Annotated in this window: 18 protein-coding genes; all 18 read left to right on the plus strand. The window is 33.4% G+C overall.

What is annotated here, in order from left to right:
- Window positions 1–7: 7 nt before the first annotated feature.
- The 18 genes from hslU (at window position 8) to infB (ending at window position 23122) form a co-directional block, all read left to right on the plus strand.
- A complete protein-coding gene (gene hslU / locus COE53_RS01545) occupies window positions 8–1399 on the plus strand; it encodes an ATP-dependent protease ATPase subunit HslU (RefSeq protein WP_069034514.1) in 1392 nt (463 codons plus the stop codon).
- A gap of 87 nt (window positions 1400–1486) precedes the next feature.
- Window positions 1487–2266 (plus strand): GTP-sensing pleiotropic transcriptional regulator CodY, encoded by a 780-nt coding sequence (codY, locus tag COE53_RS01550; RefSeq protein ID WP_056470865.1) that lies wholly within the window; start codon window positions 1487–1489, stop codon window positions 2264–2266.
- 1194 nt (window positions 2267–3460) lie between these two features.
- Entirely contained in the window at window positions 3461–4237 is a 777-nt protein-coding gene (locus COE53_RS01555; protein WP_254664608.1) for a FliA/WhiG family RNA polymerase sigma factor, read from the plus strand.
- A gap of 563 nt (window positions 4238–4800) precedes the next feature.
- Window positions 4801–5499: a 30S ribosomal protein S2 gene (gene rpsB / locus COE53_RS01560; RefSeq protein ID WP_056470859.1), complete on the plus strand. Its 699-nt coding sequence runs from the start codon at window positions 4801–4803 to the stop codon at window positions 5497–5499.
- A 128-nt stretch (window positions 5500–5627) separates the two neighbouring features.
- Window positions 5628–6512, plus strand: a complete 885-nt coding sequence (tsf, locus tag COE53_RS01565) for a translation elongation factor Ts (protein ID WP_069034512.1) — start codon at window positions 5628–5630, stop codon at window positions 6510–6512.
- 92 nt (window positions 6513–6604) lie between these two features.
- Window positions 6605–7327, plus strand: a complete 723-nt coding sequence (gene pyrH, locus COE53_RS01570) for a UMP kinase (protein ID WP_069034511.1) — start codon at window positions 6605–6607, stop codon at window positions 7325–7327.
- A gap of 2 nt (window positions 7328–7329) precedes the next feature.
- Window positions 7330–7887 (plus strand): ribosome recycling factor, encoded by a 558-nt coding sequence (gene frr, locus COE53_RS01575; protein WP_069034510.1) that lies wholly within the window; start codon window positions 7330–7332, stop codon window positions 7885–7887.
- A 188-nt stretch (window positions 7888–8075) separates the two neighbouring features.
- Entirely contained in the window at window positions 8076–8855 is a 780-nt protein-coding gene (locus COE53_RS01580) for an undecaprenyl pyrophosphate synthase (protein WP_069034509.1), read from the plus strand.
- Window positions 8856–8872: 17 nt separating this feature from the next.
- Window positions 8873–9661 carry a phosphatidate cytidylyltransferase gene (locus COE53_RS01585; protein ID WP_069034508.1) on the plus strand — a complete coding sequence of 263 codons (789 nt, stop codon included), beginning with the start codon at window positions 8873–8875 and terminating at the stop codon, window positions 9659–9661.
- Window positions 9662–9694: 33 nt separating this feature from the next.
- Window positions 9695–10846, plus strand: coding sequence for a 1-deoxy-D-xylulose-5-phosphate reductoisomerase (gene dxr, locus COE53_RS01590; RefSeq protein WP_069034507.1), 1152 nt, complete (start codon window positions 9695–9697; stop codon window positions 10844–10846).
- 13 nt (window positions 10847–10859) lie between these two features.
- Window positions 10860–12116 (plus strand): RIP metalloprotease RseP, encoded by a 1257-nt coding sequence (rseP, locus tag COE53_RS01595; protein WP_069034506.1) that lies wholly within the window; start codon window positions 10860–10862, stop codon window positions 12114–12116.
- A 236-nt stretch (window positions 12117–12352) separates the two neighbouring features.
- Entirely contained in the window at window positions 12353–14050 is a 1698-nt protein-coding gene (locus COE53_RS01600; RefSeq protein ID WP_069034505.1) for a proline--tRNA ligase, read from the plus strand.
- Between the two features lie 125 nt (window positions 14051–14175).
- Window positions 14176–18486, plus strand: a complete 4311-nt coding sequence (locus COE53_RS01605; protein WP_098947342.1) for a PolC-type DNA polymerase III — start codon at window positions 14176–14178, stop codon at window positions 18484–18486.
- 243 nt (window positions 18487–18729) lie between these two features.
- The gene (gene rimP, locus COE53_RS01610; RefSeq protein WP_025568538.1) at window positions 18730–19203 is read left to right on the plus strand and encodes a ribosome maturation factor RimP; all 474 of its coding nucleotides are present in this window, start codon (window positions 18730–18732) and stop codon (window positions 19201–19203) included.
- 16 nt (window positions 19204–19219) lie between these two features.
- Window positions 19220–20344 (plus strand): transcription termination factor NusA, encoded by a 1125-nt coding sequence (gene nusA / locus COE53_RS01615; protein ID WP_025568539.1) that lies wholly within the window; start codon window positions 19220–19222, stop codon window positions 20342–20344.
- An 8-nt stretch (window positions 20345–20352) separates the two neighbouring features.
- The gene (gene rnpM / locus COE53_RS01620; RefSeq protein WP_025568540.1) at window positions 20353–20622 is read left to right on the plus strand and encodes an RNase P modulator RnpM; all 270 of its coding nucleotides are present in this window, start codon (window positions 20353–20355) and stop codon (window positions 20620–20622) included.
- Entirely contained in the window at window positions 20619–20918 is a 300-nt protein-coding gene (locus tag COE53_RS01625; RefSeq protein WP_025568541.1) for a YlxQ family RNA-binding protein, read from the plus strand. The genes rnpM and COE53_RS01625 overlap by 4 nt, the downstream gene beginning before the upstream one ends.
- A 23-nt stretch (window positions 20919–20941) precedes the next feature.
- Window positions 20942–23122, plus strand: coding sequence for a translation initiation factor IF-2 (infB, locus tag COE53_RS01630; RefSeq protein ID WP_098947344.1), 2181 nt, complete (start codon window positions 20942–20944; stop codon window positions 23120–23122).
- Window positions 23123–23459: the final 337 nt, after the last annotated feature.

A 23459-nucleotide genomic window follows, 5' to 3' on the forward strand; every position in this document is an offset into this window, starting at 1 on the left:
GTGTATTATGAGTACTTCTTTCACGCCTCGTCAAATTGTTGAAAAACTTGATCAATATATTGTTGGACAGCAACAAGCGAAAAAAGCAGTAGCAATTGCACTCAGAAATCGATATCGTAGAAGTTTACTTGAAGAGTCATTCCGTGATGAAATTTCACCAAAAAATATTTTAATGATTGGTCCAACAGGTGTTGGTAAAACTGAAATTGCTAGAAGGATGGCAAAACTAGTTGGTGCACCATTCATTAAAGTTGAAGCTACTAAATTTACAGAAGTTGGTTACGTTGGTAGAGATGTAGAATCAATGGTTCGTGATCTAGTCCAAACTTCTATTCGAATTGTAAAAGAAGAGCGTATGAATAAGGTGAAAGATCAAGCTGAAAAAAATGCGAATCAAAGATTAGTTAAACTTTTAGCACCAAGTATGAAAAAACAAGCTTCATTCAAAAACCCACTTGAGATGCTTTTTAATCAAGATTCACAAAACTCGAATGCTGAGCAAGAAGAGAATGATACAGAATTAACATCTAAAAGAAGAAATATAGAATTTCAACTATTATCTGGAAAACTAGAAGATGAACTTGTATCTATTGAAGTAGAGCAACAACAAGCTCCGATGCTAGATTTTATGCAAGGAACTGGAATGGAACAAATGGGAATGAACTTCCAAGAGTCATTAGGTAGTCTATTTCCAAAGAAAACTAAAAAAAGAAAGCTTCCTGTTAAAGAAGCTCGTAAGATTTTAACGAATGAAGAAGCTCAGAAATTAATCGATATGGATGAAGTAACACAAGAAGCAGTTTATAGAGCTGAACAACTAGGGATTATTTTCATTGATGAAATTGATAAGATTGCAAGTAAGCAAAACTCTACTCAAGATGTTTCGAGAGAGGGCGTACAAAGAGATATCTTACCAATCGTTGAAGGAAGTACGGTTGTGACAAAATATGGACCGGTTAAAACGGATCATGTTCTATTTATTGCAGCAGGTGCATTCCATATTTCCAAACCATCAGATTTAATACCTGAATTACAAGGTCGCTTCCCAATTCGTGTAGAATTAGGGAAATTATCTGTTGAAGATTTTGTTGGTATTTTAGTTGAGCCTGATTTTTCAATTATTAAACAATATAAAGCTTTATTGTCTACAGAAGGTATACAAATCGAATTTTCTGACGATGCTATACGTAGAATAGCAGAAATAGCATTTGAAGTTAATCAGACAACAGACAATATAGGCGCAAGAAGATTGCATACTATTATGGAAAAGCTTCTTGAAGACCTATCGTTTGAAGCTTCTGAAATTCAAATGGGAACAATTATGATTACACCTCAATATGTAAATGAAAAGCTCGCAAATATTGCAAAAGATAAAGATATCAGTCAATTCATTTTATAATTTAGTTAAAGAACATGTTGAATTCAGCCATGAGTTTGCTAAGAAGTTCAAAGGAAACGTACAATTAAATAGGAGGCATTTAGAAAGATGCAATTATTAGAAAAAACAAGAAAGATTAATAAGTTATTACAACAATCTGCAGGTAAGCCAGTAAACTTTAAAGAAATGGCAGATACATTAGAAGAGGTTATTGAATCAAATGTATTTATTTTAAGTCGTAAAGGGAAATTATTAGGTTACGGTCTTCACCAAAAAATCGAAAATGAGCGTATGCAAAAAATGTTCAGCGATCGCCAATTCCCTGAAGAATATACACAAAACCTATTTAATATTAATGAAACATCATCAAATATCGATATCAACAGTGAGCACACTGCATTCCCAGTTGAAAATAAAGATTTATTTTCTGGCGGTTTAACTACTATTGTACCAATTATCGGTGGTGGTGAGCGTTTAGGTACTCTTGTTCTTGCTCGAATTAATCATGATTTTGAAAATGATGATTTAATCTTAGCAGAATATGGCGCTACAGTAGTAGGTATGGAAATTCTACGTGAAAAAGCAGAAGAAATTGAAGAAGAAGCTAGAAGTAAAGCAGTTGTACAAATGGCTATTTCATCTCTTTCTTATAGCGAATTAGAAGCAATCGAACATATTTTTGAAGAATTAAATGGCTACGAAGGTTTATTAGTAGCAAGTAAAATTGCTGACCGAGTAGGTATTACAAGATCTGTAATCGTAAATGCACTACGTAAATTAGAAAGTGCTGGTGTTATCGAGTCAAGATCACTAGGAATGAAAGGTACTTATATTAAAGTACTAAATGACAAATTCTTATTAGAGTTAGAGAAATTAAAATCTAACTAATTAATAATGTCACTTCTTAAAAGATAATATTAAGTTTAAACCTTTTCTCAATTAATAATTGGGAAAAGGTTTTTTTGCTTTATTATTGTTAGAATATTGCATATTTTATATTGGAATAAAAAGATTAAATAAATAGAGACTATTTCCTTTTTTGTATAAATGAACTATGTAGACGAATTGGAAATTATGGTATGATTAAAAAATATTTACTTGATTATAGTGATAAAATATAAAAAGTATTTTTGAGAGGGAATTAGATAATAAAATTGTAAGGGGATTTTTTCCTTTTATACTGTTGGCTGCTTTCAAATATATTGTTGTTTTTTAGTAGATGTCAGTTATTTCCACTTCAGATACATACTCTCCTTAATACGAAGATAAAGAAGTACAATATCAAACAAGTATGAAAAGTTTCTAGAACTAGCCTACTTTCATTAGTATTAACCCTATTTTAAACTACCTCGTTAGCTTTAATAATTTTTGGTTATAAACAGTTAATTACTAAACAACAATTATTACAAAAGAGGCTTCCTTTTTAATAGTATAAAATAAAAAAATTGTACTCTTTAATTTGTTCTTTATTAAGTATAACTAAAATTAGGTCATCCTAAAGTTTAATCTATTATATTAAAAATAAAATTTTGGAATATAAGTACAATTATTTTAAAAAAATGAAAAAATAATATTTTTTATTGTACTAGATAAAATTTCACATTATTTTAAAGAATAAGTGGATACATTATAGAATTTTAATAATATAATTTTTAAAAGGATCAAAAAGTGAACAACTGAGTTTTTATCGAAACTTACATTGAAAAAGCATGTATGCGAAATGATTGATTCGTACCGAATATTGAATAAAATTAATAGATTCATATTTATTACTATTTAGCCGTTTAATAATAGGCAAATTGAAAGGCTAAATAGTAATAAAAGAAGAATTTGATGAATTAAATCTAGATTTTTTTTAATCTCCTTTTGATGCATTCACTAGACTCCTTGGGAAATGGACATAGTACATATTTAATCGGAAACTGCATATTCAATAGTACGAATAAAACTTGAGTAAAGCTTTAATTCCCTTTATTTAAATGTTGCCTAAAAATTTAATTTCGCCAAAAATCACTAATTTAAGAACAAATTGTCAATCAAGTATTAAACATAATATGGTAATTCGCTGAGGTGAAAAACGTGTTGCAAGTTCAAAAAAATGTTTCACAAAGTTATTGGAAAAAGTGGATTGAAGATCGTGATTTAGATGCCGGAGATACGTTAATGCAGATATATATGCCACTAGTTCACTTTCAAGTAAATCGTATAGCTCATAGATTACCTTCAAGTGTCAGCATCAGCAGGGATGATTTACACAGTTTAGCGTTAATGGGTTTATATGACGCACTAGAGAAATTTGACCCGAAAAGAGATTTGAAATTTGAAACATATGCTTCAATAAGAATAAGTGGTAATATACTGGATGGTCTTCGTAAAGAAGACTGGTTACCTAGAACAATTAGAGATAAAGCAAAAAAAATTGAAAATGCAATTGAAAAGTTAGAACCGACTCTTGAACGAAAAGCTACACCTGAAGAAATAGCGCTGTACACTGGTTATTCTTCGATGGAAGTTATTAATGTCATGAATGATGTGTTTTTCTCTAATATGTTGTCTGTAGATGAACAAATCAAAGATGCTGGAGATGGACAAGTTAATTTTATTGAAACAATAAAGGATCATGAAACATTAACACCAGAAGAAATGCTACTGAAAGATGAACAAAATAAGCTACTTGCTAAGAGGATTGAAACTGAATTAAATGAGAAAGAACAGCTAGTAATAAGTTTGTATTATTATGAAGAATTAACATTTACTGAAATTGGAACAATTATTAATTTATCGACTTCTAGGGTGTCTCAGATCCATGCTAAATCTATTTTTAAATTAAGAGATCTTTTAAGTAAAAAAAATATATAGGAGCTTTGTAAACTCCACAATGAATTCATTTAGAATTTTAAATGGCACTATAATGATTTTTAAGATTATTTATATTTGAGTAATGCAAATCAGCCTCATATTATTTACTTTATTGACAATTCTATTTTAACGATTTAATAAAATATGAAGAAGAATACGATTAAGTTGAATAAATTAACAAAAATTCCCAATACTGATAAAGATTCTGTTGTTGGGACAGGTGAATTCTCATTTCTAAATCACTTGATTTATTCCATTCATGTGTTAATCAAAAGTATGGAAAAATAGCCCAAATTTAAATAATAGCAGTTCGATGATTTAAAAAAGACTTTCTATGGATGAAAATGCAAGAAGGATTTAGATAGAGAAAAGAAAAAGCAAACATTGTTGAAACTTCGACAATAATTTCTCGTTTTCTCTTGATAATTAATAATGTATATGCTATAGTAGTCCATGGTGTTAATACACACGCTTGCCGATTTTCTTATTGGTGCTACCCAGTTTGGGAGTGATAGGAGAAGAAGACGTGAGCGGAGGAAAAAGAACCATTAGGAGGAAATAAAATGTCAGTAATTTCTATGAAACAATTATTAGAAGCTGGTGTTCACTTCGGTCACCAAACACGCCGTTGGAACCCAAAAATGAAACGTTACATCTTCACTGAGCGTAACGGTATCTACATCATCGACCTACAAAAAACAGTTAAAAAGGTTGAAGAGTGTTACAACGTAATGAAAGGTATCGCTGCTGAAGGTGGAAACATCCTTTTCGTTGGTACTAAAAAACAAGCTCAAGAAGCTATTAAAGATGAAGCAATCCGTTCTGGTATGTACTTCATTAACCAACGTTGGTTAGGTGGAACGTTAACAAACTTCCAAACAATCCAAAAACGTGTTAAACGTTTAAAAGATATCGAAAGAATGCAAGAAGATGGCACTTTTGAAGTGTTACCTAAGAAAGAAGTTATTCAACTTAAAAAAGAATTAGAACGTCTTGAAAAATTCTTAGGCGGAATCAAAGACATGAAGCAACTTCCTGATGCATTATTCGTAGTTGATCCTCGTAAAGAGCGTATCGCTGTTGCTGAAGCACGTAAGTTAAACATTCCTATCATCGGTATTGTTGACACTAACTGTGATCCAGATGAAATCGATCACGTTATCCCAGCAAACGACGATGCTATTAGAGCTGTAAAACTTCTTACATCAAAAATGGCAGATGCGATTCTTGAAGCGAAACAAGGCGAAGAAACAACTGCTTAATGAGAAATTGAAAGGTGATAAGAGGTTTTAGCCTTTTATCACCTTTTTTTAAGGTTAAAATAATCAGAAATTGTTTACCTTATAAAACGATTGAATAAAATAAGCTTACATATAGGAGATGAAATATTATGGCAATTACTGCACAAATGGTAAAAGAATTACGTGAAAAAACTGGCGCTGGTATGATGGATTGCAAAAAAGCATTAACTGAAACTGAAGGTAACATGGACAAAGCAATCGACTACCTTCGTGAAAAAGGGATCGCAAAAGCTGCTAAAAAAGGTGACCGTATCGCTGCTGAAGGTTTAACTTTCGTTGAAGTTTCTGGAAACGATGCAGTATTAATCGAAGTAAACTCTGAAACTGATTTCGTTGCGAAAAACGAAGGTTTCAAAGAATTAGGTTCTGTTCTTGCTAAACATATCGTTGCTAACAAACCTGCAACTGTTGAAGAAGCTTTAGCACAAACAATGGCAACTGGTGAAACTGTTGAAACATACATCAACCATGCTATTGCTAAAATCGGAGAAAAAATCTCTTTACGTCGTTTTGAATTAGTTTCTAAAACTGATGCTGATGCATTTGGTGCTTACTTACACAGTGGCGGTCGTATCGGTGTTCTTTCAGTAGTAGAAGGAACAACTAAAGAAGATGTTGCTAAAGACGTATCTATGCACATCGCTGCAATCAACCCTAAATATATCTCTCGTGATGCTGTTTCTCAAGAAGAAGTTGAGCATGAGCGTGGAATTTTAACTCAACAAGCATTAAACGAAGGTAAACCTGAAAACATCGTTGCGAAAATGGTAGAAGGACGTATTGGTAAATACTTCGAAGAAATCTGCTTATTAGATCAATCTTTCGTTAAAAACCCAGACGTTAAAGTAGGTCAATTCGTTAAAGCTGCTAACGGAACTGTTAAATCTTTCGTTCGTTATGAAGTTGGAGAAGGCTTAGAAAAACGTGAAGATAACTTTGCTGAAGAAGTAATGAATCAAGTAAAAGGTAACTAATTTAGTTACTTTGAATGAAAATAGGGGACACTATGTGTTCCCTATTTTTTAAAGAAACGTAAATACATAGATGTACGTAAATGGAGGGTATTATGAGTAAAGCAAAGTATAATCGCGTAGTATTAAAACTTAGTGGTGAGGCACTAGCTGGCGGGCAAGGATTTGGAATTAATCCATCTGTTATTAAATCAATTGCTGAACAAGTTAAAGAAATTGCAGAACTAGATGTTGAAGTTGCAGTAGTAGTAGGTGCTGGTAACATTTGGCGTGGTAAAACAGGTAGCGAAATGGGTATGGACCGAGCTACAGCTGACTACATGGGCATGTTAGGTACTGTAATGAACTCTTTAGCACTTCAAGATAGTCTTGAAACACTTGGTGTACAATCTCGTGTACAATCATCAATTGAAATGCGTCAAGTTGCAGAACCATATATCCGTCGTAAAGCAATTCGTCATTTAGAGAAAAAACGTGTTGTAATTTTTGCTGCTGGTACAGGAAATCCTTATTTCTCAACTGATACTACTGCTGCATTACGTGCTGCTGAAATTGAAGCAGATGTTATTTTAATGGCAAAAAATAATGTAGACGGAGTATATTCAGCTGACCCATCAATCGATAAAACTGCTGTAAAATACGAAACTCTTACATATCTAGACGTATTAAAAGAAGGTTTAGGTGTAATGGATTCAACTGCATCTTCTTTATGTATGGACAATGATATTCCATTAATTGTATTCTCAATTATGGAAGAAGGTAATATTAAACGTGCCGTACTTGGCGAAAATATTGGAACAATAGTAAAGGGGAAATAAAGATGTCTAATCAAATCATTTCTTTAGCAAAAGAAAAAATGACAAAAGCTGTTTCTGCTTTCTCTAGAGAATTAGCAACAGTACGTGCTGGTCGTGCAAACCCAGCTATTTTAGATAAAGTTTTAGTTGAATATTATGGTGCTCCAACACCACTCAACCAAATGGCAAATATTTCAGTACCAGAAGCAAGATTATTATTAATTACTCCTTACGATAAAACAGTCATTAATGATATGGATAAAGCGATTCAAAAAGCTGACTTAGGATTAAACCCTTCAAATGATGGAACTGTAATCAGAATTAGTTTCCCACCATTAACAGAAGAGCGTCGTCGCGATTTAGTAAAAGTAGTTAAAAAATCTGCTGAAGATGCTAAAGTTGCAGTACGTAACATCCGCCGTGATGCAAATGATGATCTGAAAAAAGCAGAAAAAAATGGTGAAATTACTGAAGATGAATTACGTGGTCTTGTAGAAGACATTCAAAAACAAACAGATTCACATATCGAAAAAATCGATGGAATCACAAAAGAAAAAGAAAAAGAGATAATGGAAGTTTAATACTGCATTGCAAGGTATATCTTATTAGCGCTTAGAAAAATAATGAATTTTTCACATTATGCTATTACATAATTTCATTATTGCATTATAATTAAATAAACTAAGCGCTTTGAGTAAAAAGACCCTCTGTTTAAGGGGGTTTTTTTACTCAATGCTTTAATTAGATATACTTAGACGGAGGATTAAAGATGTTTAAATTAATTTCTTTTTTTAAAAGAAATAAAGAAGAGAAAAATGTACCTCCAAGTTCGCAATTAAATGGGGTCGATGGAGTAATTCCTGAGCATGTTGCAATAATAATGGATGGTAATGGTAGATGGGCACAAAAGAGGAATCTTCCAAGGGTTAAGGGACACTATGAGGGAATGAAAGTAGTTCGAAAAATTGCAAGAACTGCTAGTAAATTGGGTGTAAAGACGTTAACTTTATATGCTTTTTCAACTGAGAATTGGAAAAGGCCTAAAACTGAAGTAGAATTCTTAATGAAGTTACCACAAGAATTTCTAGGGACATTTTTACCTGAATTAATCGAAGAAAATGTGCAGGTAAGATTAACTGGAAATAAAGAGCAATTACCAAGCTATACTACAGAAGCAGTATTAAGAGCAGTAGAGGAAACTAAAAATAATACGGGTATGGTATTAAATTTTGCCCTAAATTATGGATCTAGAGACGAAATTATTTCTGCAGTTAAAAAGATTTCTTCAGATGTATTGGATAATAAAGTAAATAAAGAAGAAATTAATGAAGAATTGTTCAATCGTTATTTAATGACTAGTGATTTTAAAGATCCAGATTTGTTAATTAGAACAAGTGGTGAATTAAGGATTAGTAATTTTATGCTTTGGCAAATTGCTTATTCTGAACTATATTTTACAGATGTATTATGGCCCGATTTTACCGAAGAGTGTTTAATTGATGCGGTTAAAGAATATCAAAATCGAGCTAGAAGATATGGTGGTATTTAAGAAAGCGGTGAACGAACTTGAAACAGCGTATTATAACAGGAGTTATAGCTGGAGCATTATTTTTAGGATTAGTAATATTTGGTAAATGGCCGTTTGGATTACTTGTATTTGCACTTGGGACAATCGGTTATTTTGAATTGATTAGAATGAAAAAGTTTAATTTATTTAGTGCACAAACTGTACTTGGATTAATCTTAACATGGGTAGCAATTACACCAAATGATTTATCAAATAAGATTTTTCCTGTGGAAATCGGTAAAACAGAAATTTCAATTGTACTAATCCTACTACTTTTATCATATACGGTAATTACAAAGAATACATTTACTTTTGAAGATGCTTCTTTTGTAGTACTAAGTAGTTTATATGTAGGATTAGGATTTCATTATATGTACGAGATGAGAAATATGGGGATTGCATTCTTTTTCTTCCCATTATTCGTAATTTGGGCAACTGATTCGGGTGCATATTTTATTGGGAAAGCGACAGGTAAAACTAAACTTTGGCCTGATATTAGTCCGAATAAAACGATTGAAGGTTCGATAGGTGGAATTATTTGTGCTGTAGTAGTTGCAGTAATTTTATCGATTATGTTAACTTTAAATCATTCAATACTATATTTAGTACTAGTAGCTGTTCTTGTTTCGATTTTTGGTCAATTAGGTGATCTCGTACAATCTGCATATAAAAGATACTACGGTGTGAAAGACTCAGGAAATTTATTACCTGGTCATGGTGGGATTTTAGACAGATTTGATAGTATCATTTTCACATTGCCAATCGTCTATTTACTATTTACGTTATAGTATTAGTTTTTGCATTTAAGGAGACATATGAAAATGAAGAAAATCAGCTTACTTGGAGCAACTGGTTCAATCGGTATACAAACACTCGATATTATTAGAAATCAATCAAATGATTTTGAATTAGTCGCGTGTTCAGCTGGGAGAAATATTGATGAATTATATAAGATTATTTTAGAATTTAAACCAAAACTAGTTTCAGTTGCTGGTAAAGAAGAAGCTGAAAAACTGACGAGCTTAGGTATCCCTTCACAAATCAAAGTTTTATATGGTGAAGAAGGCCTTATCGAAGTTGCCGTTCATGAAGACAGTACAATACTTGTAAACGCTGTTGTTGGAAGTGTAGGTTTAGTTCCAACTATGAAAGCCATCCAAAATGGTAAAACAATCGCACTAGCGAATAAAGAGACATTAGTTACAGCAGGTCATATTGTAATGGCTGAAGCAGAAAAATATGGTGTCTCAATTTTACCAGTAGATAGTGAGCATTCAGCAATCTATCAATGTTTAAATGGTGAAAACCCAAATGAAATACATAAATTAATCATTACAGCTTCAGGTGGTAGCTTCAGAGATAAAACAAGAGATCAATTAAAGGATGTTACTATTGAAGATGCGCTAAATCATCCAAATTGGTCAATGGGAGCAAAGATTACAATTGATTCAGCTACGATGATGAATAAAGGATTAGAAGTAATTGAAGCACATTGGCTATTTAATATGCCATATGAAAAAATTGATGTAGTACTTCATAGAGAAAGTGTTATACACTCTATGATTGAATTCGATGACGGAAGTGTAATGGCACAATTAGGAACACCTGATATGAGGGTACCAATCGCCTATGCACTGAACTATCCTTCAAGAAAACCAATTACTAATCATAAGCCATTAGATTTGATTAAATTTGGGACACTTCATTTTGAGGAGATGGATTTTAACAGGTTTAAATGTTTGGATTATGCTTACCAAGCTGGTAAAGTTGGCGGTAGTTTACCAACTGTATTAAATGCAGCAAATGAAGAAGCGGTAGCTGCTTTTTTACAGAATAAAATATCATTCTTACAAATTGAGAATTTAATAGAAAACGCTCTTGAAAAACACAATGTAATAAGTAAACCTTCATTAGAAGAAATTCGTAACATTGATGAACAAACAAGACAATTCGTTTCATCACTAATAAAGTAAGGGTGGTAATTAGATGAATACAGTTATAGCGTTTGTTGTAATTTTTGGCGCACTTGTATTTTTTCATGAACTAGGACATCTATATTTTGCAAAACGTGCTGGTATATTATGTAGAGAATTTGCAATTGGGTTTGGTCCAAAGGTTTTCTCATTTTATCGAAATGAAACTACATACACAATAAGATTATTGCCGCTTGGTGGTTATGTTCGTTACGCTGGAGAAGATCCAGAAATGGTACAAGTAAAGCCTGGATCACATATCGGTTTACAATTTAACTCAATCGGGGAAGTTACTAAAATTGTAGTTGATCAGTTTGATCGTTTCCAAGATCTTCGTTTTGTTGAAGTTGATTCAATAGATTTAGAACATAAGTTAGAAATCATTGGTACTGAAGAAGGAACAGAAGGCGTTTCAAAATTCAATGTAAATGAAAAAGCGTTCATTTATAGTGAAGGACAAGGTCATCAAATTGCTCCGTATAACCGACAATTTAATAGTAAATCAGTTGGAAAAAGAGCGATTGCTATTTTTGCAGGACCAATGATGAATTTTGTTTTAGCTTTAGTGATTTTTATCTTATTGGGATTACTTCAAGGAACTCCAGTAAATGATGCTAAAATTGGTGAATTACTTCCAAAAGGTCCAGCACAAACTGCTGGTCTAAAAGAAGGCGACATTGTTTTATCAATTGATAATAAAGATGTTTCAAAGTGGGCAGAAGTCGTTAAAATTGTAAGAGAAAGCCCAAGTAAAGAATTATTATTTAAAGTAAAAAGAGATAACAAAGTTATTTCGATTCCAATTACTCCAAAATCAGAAACAATCGACCATAAAGTAAATGGTTTAATCGGTGTATATGCACCTGTTGAAAAAAATGTTTTTTCTTCGGTTAAATATGGTATAACTGAAACAATTGGATGGACAAAAGAAATTGTATTAGCAGTTGGGCATTTAGTATCTGGTCAATTCTCAATCAATAATCTTTCAGGTCCAGTTGGTATTTATCAGGTAACAGATCAAGCTGCACAATCAGGTATTTTCTACTTAATGAAATGGGCAGCGTTTTTAAGTATCAACCTTGGTATTATGAATTTATTACCATTACCGGCTCTTGATGGAGGAAGACTAACATTTTTTGCAATAGAAGCATTAAGAGGTCGACCAATAGATCGCCAAAAAGAAGGTGTCGTTCACTTTATTGGTTTTGCGCTTTTAATGTTATTAATGATCATCGTAACTTGGAACGATATTAAAAGATTTTTCTTATAAGAAGCTCTGTTTAATTTAATCGTGTAATTTCATGAATTTTGTTTAAAGAATCCGCGACTTACTTGTTTATAAAACGGGCTTAATGACATATTGTTTGTCAATTAGCCCGTTTTAAGTGGGAGCGGATTCTTAACTTACAAAGGCCTTTTATAGAAATAGCTTTTAAAACAATTATTTTTAAAATAATTTATAAAAAAAGAATATAAGAATAAAAGAAAAATATGAGGTGAATCCTTTTGAAACAAAGTATCGTATATAGTCCAACTCTTCGTGAAGTACCATCAGATGCAGATATAAAAAGCCATCAATTATTATTAAGAGCAGGATTTATTAGACAAAATGCATCTGGTATATATAGTTTCTTACCTTTAGGCAATAAAGTTCTTCAAAAAGTAGCAAATATTGTTCGAGAAGAAATGAATAATGCTGGTGCGATGGAAATGTTAATGCCATCAATGCAAGCGCAAGAATTATGGGAAGAATCAGGTCGTTGGGATAATTTTGGTCCAGAACTAATGCGTTTAAGAGATCGTCACGGTAGAGGATTTGCATTAGGAGCAACTCATGAAGAAGTTGTTACTTCCATTATTCGCGATGAATTAAAATCATATAAAAAATTACCGATTACACTTTATCAAGTACAATCAAAATTCCGTGATGAAAAACGCCCTCGTTTTGGACTACTTCGCGGTCGTGAATTTTTAATGAAGGATGCTTATTCTTTCCATGCATCACAAGAAAGCTTGGATGAAGTATATGATCGTTTATTTACGGCTTATAGTAACGTATTTACTCGTTGTGGTTTAAATTTCAGAGCGGTTGTTGCTGATTCAGGAGCAATGGGTGGAAAAGATACGCATGAATTCATGGTGTTATCTGACATTGGTGAAGATACAATCGCATTTTCAAATGAATCTAGCTATGCAGCAAATATTGAAATGGCACCAGTTGTTGCGAATTACGAACCATCTGATGAGAAATTAGAAGAAGTTCAAAAAGTAGAAACGCCAAATCAAAAAACAATCGATGAAGTAATTGAATTCTTAAACTTACCGATTGAAAAAAGCATTAAATCAATTATTTTCAAGGCAGATGAAAGTTTTGTATTAGTGCTTGCTCGTGGTGACCATGAAATCAACGATATTAAATTAAAGAATTATTTAGGTGCACATTCAGTTGAGCTTGCTTCTAAAGAAGAAGTAAAAGAACTAATGAACTGTGAAATAGGATCACTAGGTCCAATTGGAGTAAAATCAGATTTATTAGTATTAGCAGATAATGCAATTAAAGGTATTGTAAATGGTTGCTGTGGGGCAAATGAAGAAGGTTATCATTACATTAACGTAACTGTAAATAGAGACTATGATGTTAAAGATTTCGTAGACTTAAGATTTATTCAAGAAGGTGACTTATCACCAGATGGTAAAGGAACTATTTCATTCGCAAAAGGTATTGAAGTAGGTCATGTATTTAAATTAGGTACAAAATATTCTGAGTCTATGAATGCAACATTCCTTGATGAAAATGGAAAATCGAATCCAATCATTATGGGATGCTATGGTATTGGTGTATCTCGTACATTAGCTGCAATTGTAGAGCAATATAATGACGAGAAAGGGATTGTCTGGCCTAAAAACCTAGCTCCTTTTGATGTACATGTTATTACTGTAAATACAAAGAATGAAGAGCAAGTAAATTTAGCAGACGATATTTATAAAACGTTAAAAGAGATTGGACAAGATGTATTATTAGATGACCGAAATGAACGTGTAGGTGTAAAATTTGCAGACGCAGATCTTTTCGGAATTCCTGTACGTGTAGTTGTTGGTAAAAAAGCTGCAGAAGGAATTGTAGAACTTAAAACTAGAGATGGACAAGTTAGTAAAGAAGTAGAAATTTCTAACCTTGTGAATGAAATAAATATGTTAAAATAAAATAAAAGTGGAAGCGACACCTTACGGTAATCGCACACAAATAAAAAGTACCTCTTATTTATGTGGAGGTACTTTCGATTTTTTTACACATATACTGCAATTTATATAATAAGGTTGGTGAAAAAATGGGACAAACACGTCAGGAGCGGTTTCAGCTATTATTAGATCAGCTCCAATTTCCTGAAGATATGCGAGATTTGTATTTTAAAAATGGGGAAATCGTAAATCTTGAAGTAAATAAAAGCGAAAAAAAATGGCAGTTTACTTTTAAAATAGATAATGTTTTACCTTTTGCAACGTTTCAAGTTTTTTTAACAAGTTTATTAAGGACTTTTAAACATATAGCAGATGTTTCAGTCGTTATTAATACGGAAAATCCAAAAATAGAAGAACAAAAAGTAATTGATTATTGGTCATTTATGATTCAATCTGTTGAATCGAAATCACCTATATTACAACATATTGAATCTGCTCTACCTTCAGTTGAAAATAATAAAGTAATGATCCATTTAAATAGTCTAATTGAAGAAAATGCTTTTACAAATCGATACGTTCCTCAGCTGCAAGATTTATATCAAAAAGTAGGTTTTCCTAAGTTGTTTTTTGAGAATACGATTAAAGACAATGTTGAAGAAAAAACTGAGTTTCTTGAGAAAAAAGCTGAAGAAGATCGCAAGCGAGCGATGGAAGTACTTGTTGAATTAGAAAAGAAAGAGGCTGCTGAAGAAGCTGAAGGAGATGAGCCCTCAGGTCCTCTTGTCGTTGGATATTATATTAAGGAAACTGAAATTAATACAATCTCGTCAATCATTGAAGAAGAAAAACGAGTTGTTCTGCAAGGATATGTATTCGATTCTGAAATTCGTGAACTTAAGAGCGGCCGTGTCTTAATTACCTTTAAAATTACCGATTACACGAGCTCAATACTAGTTAAAATGTTCTCTAGAGATAAAGAAGATATCCCGATGTTAAATAAAATTAAAAAGGGTATGTGGGTAAAAGTTAGAGGATCCGTACAAAACGATACTTTTGTACGTGATTTAGTCATGATTGCAAATGATATAAATGAAATTACCCCAGATGAACGCAAGGACGAAGCTCCAGAAGGAGAGCGTAGAATTGAGTTACATGCTCATACACATATGAGCCAAATGGATTCAGTTGTTTCAGCAGGAGATTTAGTCAAACAAGCAGGTAAGTTTGGACATGAAGCAATTGCAATAACGGATCATGCGGTTGTTCAATCCTTCCCTGAAGCATTTGGAGCAGGGAAAAAACACGGTGTGAAAATACTATATGGCGTTGAAATAAATCTAGTAAATGATGGTGTACCAACAGCATATAATCCATCTCATATTTCATTAGAGGAAGCAACCTATGTTGTATTTGACGTAGAGACAACAGGTCTTTCTGCGGTTTATGATACGATCATCGAGTTAGCTGCTGTAAAGATTCATAAAGGTGAAATCATTGACCGATTTGAACGATTTGCAAATCCACATCATCCACTATCTGCAACTACGATTGAATTGACGGGAATTACTGATGAAATGGTAAGAGATGCCCCAAATGTTGATGTGGTACTTCGTGAGTTTAAAGAGTGGATGGGTGACGATATACTAGTAGCTCATAATGCTTCATTTGATATGGGCTTTATTCAAATGGGCTTTAAAAAATATGAAATTGGTATTACAAATAATGGTGTAATTGATACGCTTGAGTTAGCTAGAACTTTGTATCCGGATTTTAAAAACTTTCGATTAAATACACTATGTAAAAAATTCGATATTAACTTAACACAACATCATAGAGCGATTTACGATGCTGAGGCCACTGGCTTCTTACTTCTAAAAATGCTGAAAGATGCAGCAGAGCAGGATATGTATTATCATGACGAGCTAAATAATAACATGGGGAAAGGCGATGCTTATAAACGAGCAAGACCATCACATGCAACTCTTTTAGCTACGAATGAAACTGGACTAAAAAACTTGTTTAAAATTGTTTCATATTCTCATATCCATTATCATCATCGAGTTGCAAGGGTTCCTAGATCATTATTAGTGAAACATCGCGAAGGTATATTAGTTGGATCTGCATGTGATAAAGGTGAAGTTTTTGAGGCAAGTGTTCAAAAATCTCCTGAAGAAGCAGAAAAGCTAATGGAGTTTTATGATTATATCGAAGTAATGCCGCCAGAGACACTTTTACATTTAGTAGAATTAGAAATTGTTCGAAATGAACAACATTTAAGAGAAGTTATTTCAAAGCTTGTTAAAATGGCTGAAAAGGTAGAAAAAATTGTAGTTGGTACTGGTAACGTTCACCACTTACAAAAAGAAGATCAAATTTATCGCAAAATATTAGTTGGGTCTCAAGGTGGAGCAAATCCATTAAATCGACATCGATTACCAGATGTTCATTTTAGAACAACTAATGAGATGCTATCTGCCTTCGCCTTTTTAGGAGAAGAAAAAGCAAAAGAAATAGTCGTTACAAATACGCAAAAAATTGCTAGTTTAATTGAAGATATTAAGCCAATTAAGGATGACTTATATACTCCAAAAATTGAAGGTGCTGAAGATGAAGTTCGCGATATGAGCTATCAAATGGCAAGATCTATTTACGGAGAGCAATTACCAGAAATTGTAGAAGCCCGTCTTGAAAAAGAGTTAAAAAGTATTATTGGACATGGTTTTGCCGTAATTTACTTGATTTCGCATAAACTTGTAAAAAAATCATTAGATGATGGGTATCTAGTAGGTTCAAGGGGATCTGTAGGATCATCATTAGTAGCGACCATGACAGAAATTACAGAAGTAAATCCTTTACCACCACATTACGTCTGTCCAAATTGTAAGCATTCTGAGTTTTTCAATGATGGATCAGTAGGTTCTGGATTCGATTTACCGAACAAAGATTGTCCGGAATGTGGTACTGCATATAAAAAAGATGGTCATGATATTCCTTTCGAAACCTTCCTTGGATTTAAAGGAGATAAGGTTCCTGATATCGATTTGAATTTCAGCGGTGAATATCAACCAACTGCTCATAATTATACAAAGGTACTTTTTGGTGAGGACTATGTCTATCGTGCAGGTACAATCGGTACTGTAGCTGATAAGACAGCATACGGTTATGTAAGAGGGTATGCAAATGATCATAATCTAAATTTACGTGGTGCTGAATATGATCGATTAGCTATGGGATGTACAGGTGTAAAAAGAACAACTGGACAACATCCAGGTGGAATTATAGTAGTTCCAGATTATATGGACATTTATGATTTTTCACCGATTCAGTTCCCAGCTGATGATGTAAAGTCTGAATGGAAAACGACACATTTTGATTTCCATTCAATTCATGATAATTTATTAAAACTTGATATATTAGGACACGATGATCCAACGGTTATCCGTATGCTCCAAGACTTAAGTGGAATCGATCCAAAAACGATTCCAACTGATGACCCTGAAGTAATGAAGATATTTGCAGGACCTGAGTCGTTAGGGGTAACTGAACAGCAGATACTCTGTAAAACAGGTACTTATGGAATTCCAGAGTTTGGTACTAAGTTTGTACGTCAAATGTTAGAAGATACAAAGCCATCTACATTTTCTGAACTTGTTCAAATATCTGGTTTATCACATGGTACAGATGTATGGTTAGGAAATGCATCTGAATTAATAAACAGCGGGACTTGTACACTTTCTGAAGTAATTGGTTGTCGTGACGACATCATGGTTTATTTAATCTATCAAGGATTAGAGCCTTCATTAGCATTTAAAATAATGGAATCTGTTCGTAAAGGTAAAGGTGTACCAGCAGAGTGGGAAGAAGAAATGAGAAATAATAAAGTACCTGCTTGGTATATTGATTCTTGTAAAAAAATTAAGTACATGTTCCCTAAAGCGCATGCCGCTGCTTACGTATTAATGGCAGTACGAATTGCATATTTCAAAGTACACCATCCAATCCTTTATTATGCTGCATACTTCACAGTTCGTGCTGAAGATTTCGATATTGAAGCAATGATAGCCGGTCCAAGTGCGATTAAAGCTAAAATAGAAGAAATCGCAATAAAAGGATTAGATGCTTCAGTAAAAGAAAGAAGTTTAATGACTGTATTGGAAATTGCTTTGGAAATGTGTGAAAGAGGCTTTTCGTTTGAAAAAATGGATTTATATCGTTCAAGTGCAGATGAATTTTTAGTAAATGGGAATAAGCTAATCCCACCGTTTAATTCGATTCCAGGATTAGGAACGAATGCGGCTAAAAATATTGTTTCGTCTAGAGAAGATGGAGAATTCCTTTCGAAAGAAGACTTACAACAAAGAAGTAAAATTTCAAAAACAGTTTTAGAGTATTTAGATAAACAAGGCTGTTTACAAAACTTACCTGATCAAAACCAATTATCACTTTTCGATGGCTTTTAACAGTTTGCAAAACTTGGGAATTATGGTATAGTAGATACAGATGTAATTTAGCACGGGATTTTTCTTGAAGAGCAGGGGCAACCTGCTCTTTCTTATTACCCTTATGACCCAATTCATCTCTTGCGTAGTATGTAACTTGAATTTTAAGTTACAATAATTGCGTAAATTGGAAATACTAAAGATAATTTCCCTGCTAAATAGCAGGGAATTTTCATCTTGTAATGTTTGGAAGGAGGATACTTCTTGAGTAAGAAGGTCACAGAGGTTGTATCAGAATTAGCACAACCAATAATTGAACAACTAGGATTAGAGTTAGTTGATGTAGAATACGTAAAAGAAGGAAAAGACTGGTTCCTTCGAGTATTTATAGATAGTGAGTCTGGAATTGATTTGGAGCAATGTGCTGCAGTAAGTGAAAAACTAAGTGAAGTCTTAGATGAAAAAGATCCAATTGAAAACCTTTATTTCTTAGATGTTTCATCACCAGGTGCTGAACGTCCTTTAAAGAAAGAACAAGATTTTATAAAAGCAATTGGAAAACAAGTTTTCATTAAAACTTATGAACCAATCCTTGACGAAAAGAAATTCGAAGGGAAATTAATTTCCTATACGTCAGAGGAAGTTCAGTTAGAGTTAACAATTAAAACAAGAAAAAAAATGATGACTATTCCAACACCAAAGATCGCAAGTGCAAGACTTGCTGTTACGTTTTTCTAAGTAGGGGGTACTTTTAATGAGTTCGGAGTTATTAACAGCATTAGAAATAATTGAAAGAGAAAAAGGAATTAGTAAAGATGTAGTAATTGAAGCAATTGAAGCAGCTTTAATTTCAGCATATAAACGTAATTTTAATCAAGCACAAAATGTTCGAGTTGATTTTAACCTACATAATGGTTCAATTCGTGTTTTTGCAAGAAAAGAAGTAGTAAGCAATGTGTTTGATACACGTTTAGAAATTACTGTTGAAGAAGCACAACAACATAATCCAAACTTTATGGTAGGAGATATCATTGAATTAGAAGTAACTCCTAAAGACTTTGGACGAGTTGCTGCAACTACTGCTAAACAAGTAGTAACACAAAGAGTTCGTGAAGCAGAACGCGGTGTAATTTATTCAGAATATATTGACCGCCAAGAAGATATGATGACAGGTACAGTTCAACGTATCGATTCACGCGCAATTTATGTTAACTTAGGTAAAATTGAAGCAGTACTTCCTGTAACTGAACAAATTCCAACTGAGAAATATAGAATCCATGATCGCATTAAAGTATTTGTTACAAAAGTTGAAAAAACATCAAAAGGTCCACAAATTTTTGTATCACGTACTCACCCTGGATTATTAAAGCGTTTATTTGAAACAGAAGTACCTGAAATTTATGATGGTGTTGTAGAAATTCGTTCAGTAGCCCGTGAAGCAGGTGACCGTTCTAAGATTTCAGTATATACAAGCAATCCTGATTTAGATCCAGTAGGTGCTTGTGTAGGTCAAAAAGGTCAACGTGTACAATCAATCGTTAATGAATTAAAAGGTGAAAAAATTGATATTGTTCGTTGGTCTTCAGATCCAGTTGAATTTGTTGCAAATGCATTAAGTCCATCTCAAGTTATTAGAGTTTTAGTAAATGAAGAAGAAAAAGCAACTACAGTAGTAGTACCAGATCACCAATTATCTCTTGCAATTGGAAAAAGAGGTCAAAATGCTAGATTAGCTGCCCGTTTAACTGGTTGGAAAATTGATATTAAATCACAGTCTGACGCAGATAAAATTGGTATTGACTATACATCACCAGCGCAAGAAGTAACTGTATCTAATGATGATTTCGATGCTTACGCTGACGACTTTAATGAGGAGTGAGTAAACTCATGAATCGAAAAATTCCTTTACGTAAGTGTGTTGTAACACAAGAAATGAAACCAAAAAAAGAATTAATCAGAATTGTACGTTCTAAAGAAGGAGAAGTATCCATTGATCCAAGTGGAAAAAAATCTGGTCGTGGAGCTTACTTAACAAAATCTGTTGAAGTAGTAAAACAAGCGCAGCAAAAAAATACTTTAGAACAGCAATTAAACGCTAAAATTGATGCTAGTCTATATGAAGAACTTTTAGCGTTTATTGAAAAGGAAAAAGCATGACAAATAAAGGATTGTCTTTATTAGGACTTGCAGCTAGAGCTCGTAAAGTGGTTTCAGGCGAAGAGTTAGTTGTAAAAGAAGTCCAGCAAAAAAGAGCAAAACTAGTTATTTTGTCAAAGGATGCTTCCGATTTAACCGCGAAGAAAATAAAAGACAAGACAACTTATTACAATACTCCACTTTGTTATGTTGAAAATCGCTTTGAATTAGGGCACGCTATTGGGAAAGACGCTCGAGTGGTCGTTGCAATTACTGATCAAGGATTTGCAACAAAACTTCAGACATTATTAAATTAATGGACTAATCTGGGGGTGAACGTATGACGAAAATTAGAATTTATGAGTATGCTAAAAAGCAAAATGTTTCAAGTAAGGAAATTATTGAAAGACTCAAGGATTTAAAAATCGAAGTAAAGAATCATATGGCCACAATTGCAGAGGATATTGTTGAAAAGTTAAATAAGAGTTTTCAACCAAAGTCTGTAGAGATCAAACAACCCCAAAAAGCTATGTCTAAATCTTCTTTTAAGGTAATTTCTGCATTTAATGTAGAAGCTAGTGAAGAGCTTGATTATGAAGCAGACTATCAATTAGAAGATACGAAAGAAAAATCAAAAAAGAACAGTAATAAAAAGAAAAAGACTGATAGCCAAAAGCAAAGCAGTCAAATTGAAGATCGACAAACGACAGGGATAAAGAAAGGCAACCAAAATATGAATCATAAAAATAACTCAACCGAGAACACCTCAAATAAAATAATCTTCTCAGGATCATTAAAAGTTTCTGAGCTTGCAAAAAAATTAGGTAAAGAACCATCAGAATTAATTAAAAAATTATTTATGTTAGGCATTATGGCGACAATCAACCAAGACCTTGATAAAGACACAATCGAATTATTAGCAAGTGACTACGGAGTTGAAGTTGAAGAGGAAGTTATTGTCGATGAAAATGATTTCGAAAGCTTTATTGATGAAGCTGACGATGAGGCTAATCTACAAGAACGTCCACCAGTTGTAACGATTATGGGTCACGTTGACCACGGTAAAACTACTTTACTTGACTATATTCGTAAATCAAAGGTAACTGCTGGAGAAGCAGGTGGAATTACACAACATATCGGTGCTTACCAAGTAGAAATCGAAGGAAAGAAAATTACGTTCTTAGATACGCCTGGTCACGCAGCATTTACTACTATGCGTGCACGTGGAGCACAAGTTACTGATATTACAATTATCGTTGTAGCAGCTGATGACGGTGTTATGCCTCAAACAGTTGAAGCAATCAATCACGCAAAAGCAGCAGAAGTACCTATTATTATAGCTGTGAATAAAATGGATAAAGAATCTGCAAACCCAGATCGTGTAATGCAGGAATTAACTGAACACGGTATTGTTTCTGAAGCATGGGGTGGAGACACAATCTTTGTTCCAATTTCAGCATTAAACGGTAATGGTGTTGATCAGTTACTTGAAATGATTCTTTTAGTTAGTGAAGTAGAAGAATATAAAGCTAACCCATCACGTAAAGCACTTGGTACTGTAATCGAAGCTGAATTAGATAAAGGTAAAGGTGCAGTTGCAACTTTATTAGTTCAAAATGGTACATTAAAAGTTGGAGATCCAATTGTAGTTGGTACTTCATTTGGTCGTGTACGTGCAATGGTAAATGACTTAGGTCGTCGAATTAAAGAGGCTGGTCCATCAATGCCAGTTGAAATTACTGGTTTAAATGAAGTTCCTCAAGCAGGTGACCGTTTTATGGTATTTGCTGACGAGAAACGTGCGCGTCAAGTTGGTGAAGCACGTGCTTCACAAGCAGTTATGCAACAACGTAGTGAAAGCTCAAAATTATCTCTTGAAGATTTATTTGCTCAAATTCAAGAAGGTAACGTAAAAGAAATCAATCTAATTGTTAAAGCTGACGTTCAAGGTTCTGTTGAGGCGATGGCTGCTTCATTACAAAAAATTGAAGTAGAAGGCGTAAAAGTTAAAATCATCCACACAGGCGCTGGTGCAATTACTGAGTCTGATGTAATTTTAGCTTCTGCATCTAATGCGATTATTATTGGTTTCAACGTACGTCCTGATGTAAATGCAAAACGTACTGCAGACTTAGAAAATGTAGATATTCGATTACACCGCATTATTTACAAAGCAATTGAGGAAATTGAATCTGCGATGAAAGGTATGTTAGACCCAGAGTTTGAAGAAAAAGTAATCGGTCAAGCAGAAGTTCGTCAAGTATTCAAAGTATCAAAAGTTGGTACAATTGCTGGATGTTATGTAACTGATGGAAAAATCACTCGTGACAGCGGTGTACGTTTAATTCGTGATGGTATCGTTGTATTCGAAGGTCAATTAGACACACTAAAACGTTTCAAAGATGACGTTAAAGAAGTAGCGACAAACTACGAATGTGGTATCACAATCGAGAAATACAATGATATTAAAGAAGGCGACATAATCGAAGCTTACGTAATGGAAGAAATTAAACGTAAGTAACGAAAAGTGGAGAAAGCTTGCCCAGCTCTGAAGGGAATATCTCCGGCAACTTGAAGAAGTGGTGGTTTGTCCACTTCGAAAGTAGTTGGAATATTACCGAAGAGCTAGCTTTCGGAACTAGACATAACGAAAAGTGGAAGCGACTCGCTCTGCCCCGACAAGCATAAGACAAGGACCAGATAAGGTTGGTCTTTAACCTTAACTGGTCATGGGCTTATGACCTCGAGGGGCAAGTCGCTGGAACTAGACATCATATTATTTTCTTCTAGATGATCATTTAAAACTGGAAAAAAATAATGGACTTATCACAAATGAATAAGTTCAGCATAATAAATAA

Origin of the sequence: Bacillus sp. AFS029533 (assembly GCF_002585125.1) — a bacterium.
GTDB lineage: Bacteria > Bacillota > Bacilli > Bacillales > Bacillaceae_G > Gottfriedia > Gottfriedia luciferensis_B.